6 protein-coding genes are annotated in these 7,608 nt (G+C 68.8%); 4 read left to right on the forward strand and 2 right to left on the reverse strand.

Going from position 1 to position 7,608, the window contains the following annotated elements; genetic code table 11:
• Positions 1–15: 15 nt before the first annotated feature.
• Positions 16–1,347, reverse strand: coding sequence for an ArsA family ATPase (locus AB0D12_RS07280; protein WP_362677935.1), 1,332 nt, complete (start codon positions 1,345–1,347; stop codon positions 16–18).
• The gene (locus AB0D12_RS07285; RefSeq protein WP_362677937.1) at positions 1,344–2,306 is read right to left on the reverse strand and encodes an ArsA-related P-loop ATPase; all 963 of its coding nucleotides are present in this window, start codon (positions 2,304–2,306) and stop codon (positions 1,344–1,346) included. Before AB0D12_RS07285 ends, AB0D12_RS07280 begins: the two co-directional genes overlap by 4 nt.
• Positions 2,307–2,378: 72 nt before the next feature.
• Here AB0D12_RS07285 and AB0D12_RS07290 point away from each other — a divergent pair, with 72 nt between their 5' ends.
• The 4 genes from AB0D12_RS07290 to AB0D12_RS07305 all read left to right on the forward strand — a co-directional run bounded on the left by AB0D12_RS07290 (position 2,379) and on the right by AB0D12_RS07305 (position 7,315).
• Positions 2,379–2,537, forward strand: coding sequence for a DUF4177 domain-containing protein (locus tag AB0D12_RS07290; RefSeq protein WP_003967454.1), 159 nt, complete (start codon positions 2,379–2,381; stop codon positions 2,535–2,537).
• On the forward strand, positions 2,534–3,004 hold the full coding sequence (locus tag AB0D12_RS07295) for a RidA family protein (protein ID WP_362677939.1): 471 nt from the start codon (positions 2,534–2,536) through the stop codon (positions 3,002–3,004). The genes AB0D12_RS07290 and AB0D12_RS07295 overlap by 4 nt, the downstream gene beginning before the upstream one ends.
• A 452-nt stretch (positions 3,005–3,456) precedes the next feature.
• Positions 3,457–6,372 (forward strand): PQQ-dependent sugar dehydrogenase, encoded by a 2,916-nt coding sequence (locus AB0D12_RS07300; protein ID WP_362677941.1) that lies wholly within the window; start codon positions 3,457–3,459, stop codon positions 6,370–6,372.
• A 70-nt stretch (positions 6,373–6,442) separates the two neighbouring features.
• Positions 6,443–7,315, forward strand: a complete 873-nt coding sequence (locus AB0D12_RS07305; protein WP_362677943.1) for an NUDIX hydrolase — start codon at positions 6,443–6,445, stop codon at positions 7,313–7,315.
• The last annotated feature ends 293 nt before the right edge of the window (positions 7,316–7,608 follow it).

Below are 7,608 nucleotides of genomic sequence, written 5' to 3' on the forward strand. Positions count from 1 at the left end.
TAGCTCGTACGAGCGTTACGCAGCTCCGGCCGGGGTACGACCACCGGTCGCGAGTCGGTCACCGATGACCCGAAGCCCCGCGAGATCATGTACGTCGCCGGGCAGAGCGGCCACTTGGGCCACCGCCACTTCGGGGTGGAGCGCGGTGAAGCGGTCGCGCGTTCGCTGTTCACGCGCGAGCACCTGCATCCGTTCGGCGTGCAGGCGCAGCAGTCCTGCGGTCAGCTGCTCTGTGGTGTGCTCCCCTTGACCGTCATAGGCATGGGCTTCATGGTCCTCGGGGCTGGGCTCCACGGGGGTGTGCTGCACGGGGCTGGGCTCCACGGGGGTGTGCTGCACGGGTGGGGATTCGGGAGAGGCGCCCGTGGCGTCACGAACACGAGTCTTCCCGGACTCCTGATCCACAATGCCGCCCTCGTCAAGATTTTCTGCGGCAGCAAGTGCCCGCTCGGCAGACAGCCGGGCGGCGCCGCTTCCGTGGACCCGGTTGAGCACCAGACCGGCGAGCGGCATCTCCTCCGCCCCCAGCCGCTCCACGAAGTACGCCGCCTCGCGCAGCGCGTCCCGCTCGGGTGCCGCGACCACCAGGAACGCCGTGCCGGGAGCCTGCAGCAGCCGGTAGGTCGCGTCCGCGCGGGTGCGGAAGCCGCCGAACATGGTGTCCATCGCGGCCACGAAGGTCTGTACGTCGCGCAGGAGTTGACCGCCCAGCAGCTTGCCCAGCGTCCCCGTCATCATCGACATGCCGACATTCAGGAACTTCATCCCGGCCCGGCCGCCCATCTTCGCCGGAGCCATCAGCAGCTTGATGAACTTGCCGTCCAGGAACGATCCGAGACGCTTGGGCGCGTCCAGGAAGTCCAGCGCCGAGCGCGACGGCGGGGTGTCGACGACGATCAGATCCCACTCGTCGCGGGCGCGCAGCTGCCCCAGCTTCTCCATCGCCATGTACTCCTGCGTGCCCGCGAAACCGGCCGACAGGGACTGGTAGAAGGGGTTCTCCAGGATGGCGCGGGACCGCTCGCCGTCCGCGTGCGCCTCGACGATCTCGTCGAAGGTCCGCTTCATGTCCAGCATCATGGCGTGCAGTTCACCCCCGCCCTCAATGCCCTTGACCCTGCGCGGGGTGTTGTCGAGGGAGTCGATGCCCATGGACTGGGCGAGCCTGCGGGCCGGGTCGATGGTCAGGACGACCACCTTGCGACCGCGCTCGGCCGCCCGTAGGCCGAGAGCCGCCGCGGTCGTCGTCTTGCCGACGCCGCCGGCGCCGCAGCACACGATGATGCGGGTGGCCGGATTGTCGATGAGCGGGTCGATTTCGAGCGGGGCCGACGCGTCCAGGGTCATGAGGCAGCCTCTTGCTTCCGCAGTTCCTTCGCCAGTTGGTAGAGCCCGGCCAGGTGGACTCCCTCGCTCAGCAGGGGGAGTTCGTACGACGGCAGCTCCAGGCCGTCCAGCGCGGCACGCTGCTCGCGCTCCAGCTCGACGCGCTGGGCATGGTCCCTGGCCTGCTCCAGGAGCGGCGTGACGAGCTTCGCGGAGCCGCTGACGCCGGCCGCCGTGAGCGTCTTGGCGATGTCCGCGCGCCGGTCGCCGGCAGCGTTGCGCACCGCTTCCTCGTCGAGGATGTGCGGCCGCACCATGTTCACGATCACCTTGCCGACCGGGAGGTTGGCGGCGCGAAGTTCGGCGACACCGTCCGCGGTCTCCTGGACCGGCATCTCCTCCAGCAGCGTCACCAGATGGACGGCCGTCTCCGGTGACTTGAGGACACGCATCACGGCCTGGGCCTGATTGTGTATCGGGCCGAACTTGGCCAGCCCCGCCACCTCGTCGTTGACGTTCAGAAAGCGGGTGATGCGGCCGGTGGGCGGTGCGTCCATCACCACGTAGTCGTACGCGTAGTTGCCCTGCTTCGTCTTGCGGCGTACGGCTTCGCAGGCCTTGCCCGTCAGCAGTACGTCCCGTACACCCGGCGCGACCGTCGTCGCGAAGTCGATCGCTCCGAGCTTCTGCAGCGCACGTCCGGCCGAGCCCAGTTTGTAGAACATGTGGAGGTAGTCGAGGAGCGCCCGCTCGGCGTCGATGGCCAGCGCGAACACCTCGCCACCGCCGGAGGAGACGGCGATCTTCCGCTCCTCGTACGGCAGCGCCTCTGTCTCGAAGAGCTGTGCGATGCCTTGCCTCCCCTCGACCTCGACGAGGAGAGTCCGCTTTCCCTCGGTCGCGAGGGCGAGCGCGAGGGCGGCGGCGACCGTTGTCTTACCGGTACCGCCCTTGCCGCTGACGACCTGGAGCCTGCTCACGTATTCGAGCCTAACCAGTCGGGCGGCGGGCTACGCACGAGGCTGCCCGTCGGTGCGACTACAGTCGGCTCCATGACCAAGTGGGAATACGCGACCGTGCCCCTTCTCGTGCACGCGACCAAGCAGATTCTGGACACCTGGGGCGAGGACGGCTGGGAGCTCGTCCAGGTCGTTCCCGGGCCGAACAACCCCGAGCAGCTGGTGGCCTATCTGAAGCGGGAGAAGGCATGAGCGGCGTTGTCGACAGGAAGCTCGCCGAACTCGGGCTGACGCTCCCGGATGTCGTACCGCCGCTGGCCGCGTACCAGCCGGCCGTGGTGTCCGGTGCGTACGTCTACACCGCGGGCCAGCTCCCGATGGTGGAGGGCAAGCTTCCGGTTACCGGCAAGGTGGGTGGCGAGGTCACCGCCGAGGAGGCCAAGGAGCTGGCGCGGACCTGTGCGCTGAACGCACTGGCGGCCGTGAAGTCGGTCGTGGGCGATCTGGACCGGATCGCGCGAGTGGTGAAGGTCGTCGGCTTTGTCGCGTCGGCCGCGGACTTCACCGGCCAGCCCGGCGTGCTCAACGGCGCGAGCGAGCTGCTGGGCGAGGTGCTCGGCGACAAGGGTGTGCACGCGCGCAGCGCGGTGGGTGTCGCGGTGCTGCCGCTGGACGCTCCGGTCGAGGTCGAGATTCAGGTGGAGCTCGTTCAGGACTGACTCCTTGTCCGGGGTGAGTGCTCGCTCGTTCGGGGCTGACTTCTGGCCCGGGACTGACTGCTCGTTCAGGACCGGCTCCTGGTCCAGGACTGACTGCGCGTTCAGGACTTGACGGAGCCCGGCCGCGCCACGGCGGAGCTCGTCCGGACTGAAGTGCCTGTTCAAGTGGTGTGTGGGGCCCCGTGCCCGCCGGCTTCCGGCGAGTGCGGGGCCCCACTCGTCTTTGGTATTCCCTTGCAACTCTCTTGACGTGGACGCGTCGACGGGTGTGGTCTGTCCACGGTTAGGAACGTTTCCTAACCATCTGAACGTCACGCATACGCACCGCACATCGTGTACCTCCTCCATCCCGTCGTCCCCAACGAAAGTGGGAGGGATCCGTGGCACCAACCCCCCGCCGGTCGCGCAGAGCGATCGGAGCTCTCGTGGCCGCGGCCACAGCAGCGTTAACCGTGGCCCTGCCGACCTTGAGCAATGCCCAGCCCACCGCCTCCGCGGCAGCGGCCGTCGAGGCCGCGCCCGTCCGGTACGAAGCCGAAACGGCGACGATCTCGCAGGGCGTGGCCGAGTCCAACCACACCGGCTTCTCCGGCACCGGTTTCGTCAACTACACCAATGTCGCCGGTGGCTATGTCGAGTTCACCGTGGACGCCCCGGCGGCGGGCAGCGCCACCCTGGCGCTCGGCTTCGCCAACGGCACCACCGGCAACCGCCCGCTGGACATCTCCGTGAACGGAGCCGTCGCCGCCCCCCACCAGGCCTTCCAGCCCACCGGCGCCTGGACCACCTGGTCCACCGTGACCACCACGGTCGCACTCAAGGCCGGCGTCAACACCGTTCGTGCCACCGCCGCAGCCGCCGAGGGTGGCCCCAACCTGGACTTCATCGACGTCACCCCCGCTGAAGGACAGGCCGGCACGGACTACGAGGCAGAAGCCGGGACGATCTCCCAGGGCGTCGTCGAGTCCAACCACGCCGGTCACTCCGGCACCGGCTTCGTCAACTACAACGCCGTGACAGGCGCGTACGTGGAGTTCACCGTCGACTCCGCGCAGGCGGCCAACGCCAAACTGGACTTCCGCTACGCCAACGGCACCGCCGCAAGCCGTCCGCTGGACATCACCGTGAACGGCACCAACGTCGCGGACGACCTCGCGTTCCCCGGCACCGGAGCCTGGACCACCTGGAAGACCGCCACCGCCAACGCGGCACTCAAGGCGGGCAGCAACAAGATCCGCGCCACCACGGTCGCGGGCGACGGTCCCAACCTGGACAAGCTCACCGTCACCGCGAGCGGGCCGGCCGACACCGAGAAACCGACTCCGCCCGCGAACCTGCGCAAGGACAAGGAGCCGACGGCGAGCACCGTCTCGCTGGCCTGGGACGCGTCCACCGACAACGTCAAGGTCGTCGGATACGACATCTACCAGCACGGCCAGCTGATGAAGCAGGTCGACGGTGGCACCCTCGCGGCCACGGTGGAGAACCTCAACCCCGAGACGTCGTACGACTGGACCGTCTTCGCTCGTGACGCCGCCGCCAATGTCTCGGCCGCGAGCAACGCCGTCACCATCGCGACGCTGCCCGCACCGCCGGACAACGAGGCGCCGAGCATTCCGGGCAGTCTGCGCTCCCCCGGCAAGACCGCGACCAGTGTCGACCTCGCCTGGAACGCCTCCACGGACAATGTGAAGGTCACCGGGTACGACATCTACCGCGACGGCGCGGCCGCCGGAACCTCCGACTCCACCTCGACGACCATCGCGGGCCTGAAGGCCAACACCGCGTACAGGTTCAAGGTCAGGGCCTTCGACCTGAAGGGCAACAAGTCGGAGTTCAGCCCGGAGATCACCGTCACCACCAGCGGCAGCCAGCCCGGCGGCGTCCCCGACCCGGGCACGGTCTCCACCCTCGCGAGTGGCGTGGATGTCGCCTGGGGCGTGGGATTCCTGCCCGACGGCTCCGGCGTCTACACCGAGCGGAACACCTTCAACGTCTACAAGCTGACCAAGTCCGGCCAGAAGACGCTGATCGGCAAGGTTCCCAACGCCGTGACCACGGGCGGCGAGGGCGGTCTGCTGGGAATCGAGATCAGTCCCAGCTTCAACACCGACCACTACGTCTACTTCACCCACACCGCAGCCGAGGGCAACCGCATCGTGCGGATGAAGTACGAGAACAGCGCGCTGAGCGACTACAGGATCCTGCTCCAGGGCATGGAGAAGAGCCGCTTCCACAACGGCGGCCGACTGCGCTTCGGCCCCGACGGCAAGCTGTACGCCTCCATGGGCGACGCGCAGAGCGGCAGCCGGGCGCAGGACAAGAACTCGCTCAACGGCAAGATCCTGCGCATCAACGCGGACGGCACCATCCCGTCGGACAACCCGTTCGGCAACGCTGTCTGGAGCCTCGGCCACCGCAACCCGCAGGGTCTCGACTTCGACTCCCAGGGCCGGCTCTGGCAGGCGGAGTTCGGCAACAGCGATATGGACGAGGTCAACCTCATCCAGAAGGGCGGCAACTACGGCTGGCCCAACTGTGAGGGCACGAGCGGTAGCTGCTCCGGCTACATCGCGCCCAAGAAGACCTGGCCGACCAGTCAGGCCTCACCCAGTGGCCTGACGATCATCAACGACTATGTCTTCGTCGCCACCACCGTCGGCCAGCGCGTCTACCGGCTGCGCATCGACTCCAGCAGCAACCTGGTCGAGCAGAAGACGTACTTCCAGGGGACGTACGACCGGCTTCGTACGGTCGAGGTCGACCATGACGGCGACATCTGGCTCACCACGTCGACGGACAAGGACGGCACCAACGGCAATGACCGGGTCCTGCTGATCGACATCGTCTACTCGGGCGGCAGTGGGCAGCCCGGCGATTTCAAGCTGACCAGCACTGCCTTCAACGACAACGCCGATATCCCGGCGAAGTACACCTGTGCAGGGGACGGCACTGCCGGCCAGGATCCGTCGCCGCCGCTTGCGTGGGGCGCGGGAGGTTCCGCGGCGAAGAGCTATGCGATCGTCTTCGCCGATATCGCCAACAACGGAAACAAACTGCACTGGGCGATCTGGGACGTACCGGCGTCGAAGCTCTCGCTTCCGGAGGCGCTGGGGTCCGGCTTCAATGTCCCGGGCCAGGACGGCGCGAAGCAGAAGGCGATGGGCAGCGGGGCGAACTCGCAGCAGTTCTTCGGCCCGTGTCCGGGCGGCTCCACGCACCCGTACACCTTCACGCTGTACGCGGTGAACGCGGCGACCGTGCCGGGGCTGACCTCGGGCTCGACGATGGCCCAGATCGAGACGGCGATCAAGAACGCGAGCACCGCGAATGTGAAGCTGCGCGGTAGCTCGAACGCCGGTACCTGAGTGTTCGAGGGGCGGCCCGTTCCACCGGCCGCCCCTCGAACATCACGGCGGATGCGCATAGCATCCGCCCATGTCCAATGGTCAGTGGTACCCGCCGGAGTGGCCGGACCGGATTCGCGCGCTCGCGAGCGGTGAGCTCACCGCGGTGACGCCGAAGCGGGCGGCGACCGTGATGCTGCTGCGCGACACGGTGAACGGCCCTGCCGTGCACATGCTGCGCCGACGTGCCTCCATGGCCTTCGCCGGAGGCGCGTACGTGTATCCGGGCGGCGGCGTGGACGAACGCGACGACGATCACCTGGTGCGGTGGGCGGGCCCGGCGCTGACGGCCTGGTCGTCCCGTCTGGGCACCGGTCCTGCCGAGGCCCAGGCCATTGTGTGCGCGGCGGTGCGGGAGACGTACGAGGAGGCGGGCGTCCTGCTCGCGGGTCCGACGCCCGACACCGTCGTCGGCGACACGACGGGCGACGACTGGGAGGCGGACCGCCAGGCACTGGTCGACCGGGACCTGTCCTTCGCGGACTTCCTGGACCGCCGGGGTCTGGTGCTGCGCTCGGACCTGCTGGGCGCGTGGGCACGCTGGATCACTCCGGAGTTCGAGCCGCGCCGGTACGACACATGGTTCTTCGTGGCGGCACTCCCGGAGGGCCAGCGGACACGGAACGCCTCGACGGAGGCGGACCGCGCGGTCTGGATCCGCCCGCAGGAGGCGACGGCGGGTTACGACAAGGGTGACCTGCTGATGATGCCGCCGACGGTCTCCACGCTGCGGGCGCTGCAGCCGTACGCCACGGCGGCCTCAGCGCTGGCAGCGGCGGGGGACCAGGACCTGACCCCGATCCTGGCCCAGGCGCGGCTGGAGGGCGGCGAACTGGTGCTGAGCTGGCCGGGCCACGACGAATTCACGAAGCACATCCCGACGACGGGGGGTGGCGCGCAGTGACACGGGGCGGTACGGCACGGCTGACGGTGCGCGGGAGGCACGCGGCGCCTTGCGCCGGGTGTGGGGTGGAGTTGCTGGTGCCGCGGCGTGGTGATGTGCGCCTGCGGGCGTCGGCTGCGGGCCGCGCCGGACGTGCGGCGCAGTCGCTCCTGTCGCAGGGCCACCCTTCGCAGTGCCACGCACCGCGCCGCAGCGCTTCGCAGTGCCACGCACCGCGCCGCAGCGCTTCGCAGTGCCACGCACCGCGCCGCAGCGCTTCGCAGTGCCACGCACCGCGCCGCAGCGCTTCGCAC

Origin of the sequence: Streptomyces sp. NPDC048479 (assembly GCF_040651435.1) — a bacterium.
Lineage (GTDB): Bacteria > Actinomycetota > Actinomycetes > Streptomycetales > Streptomycetaceae > Streptomyces.

Excerpts from the sequence above, each read along its gene's own strand:
- AB0D12_RS07305 (WP_362677943.1), top strand. The coding sequence starts at position 6,443 with ATGTCCAATGGTCAGTGGTACCCGCCGGAGTGGCCGGACCGGATTCGC.
- AB0D12_RS07295 (WP_362677939.1), top strand. The coding sequence starts at position 2,534 with ATGAGCGGCGTTGTCGACAGGAAGCTCGCCGAACTCGGGCTGACGCTC.
- AB0D12_RS07290 (WP_003967454.1), top strand. The coding sequence starts at position 2,379 with ATGACCAAGTGGGAATACGCGACCGTGCCCCTTCTCGTGCACGCGACC.
- AB0D12_RS07280 (WP_362677935.1), bottom strand. The coding sequence starts at position 1,347 with ATGACCCTGGACGCGTCGGCCCCGCTCGAAATCGACCCGCTCATCGAC.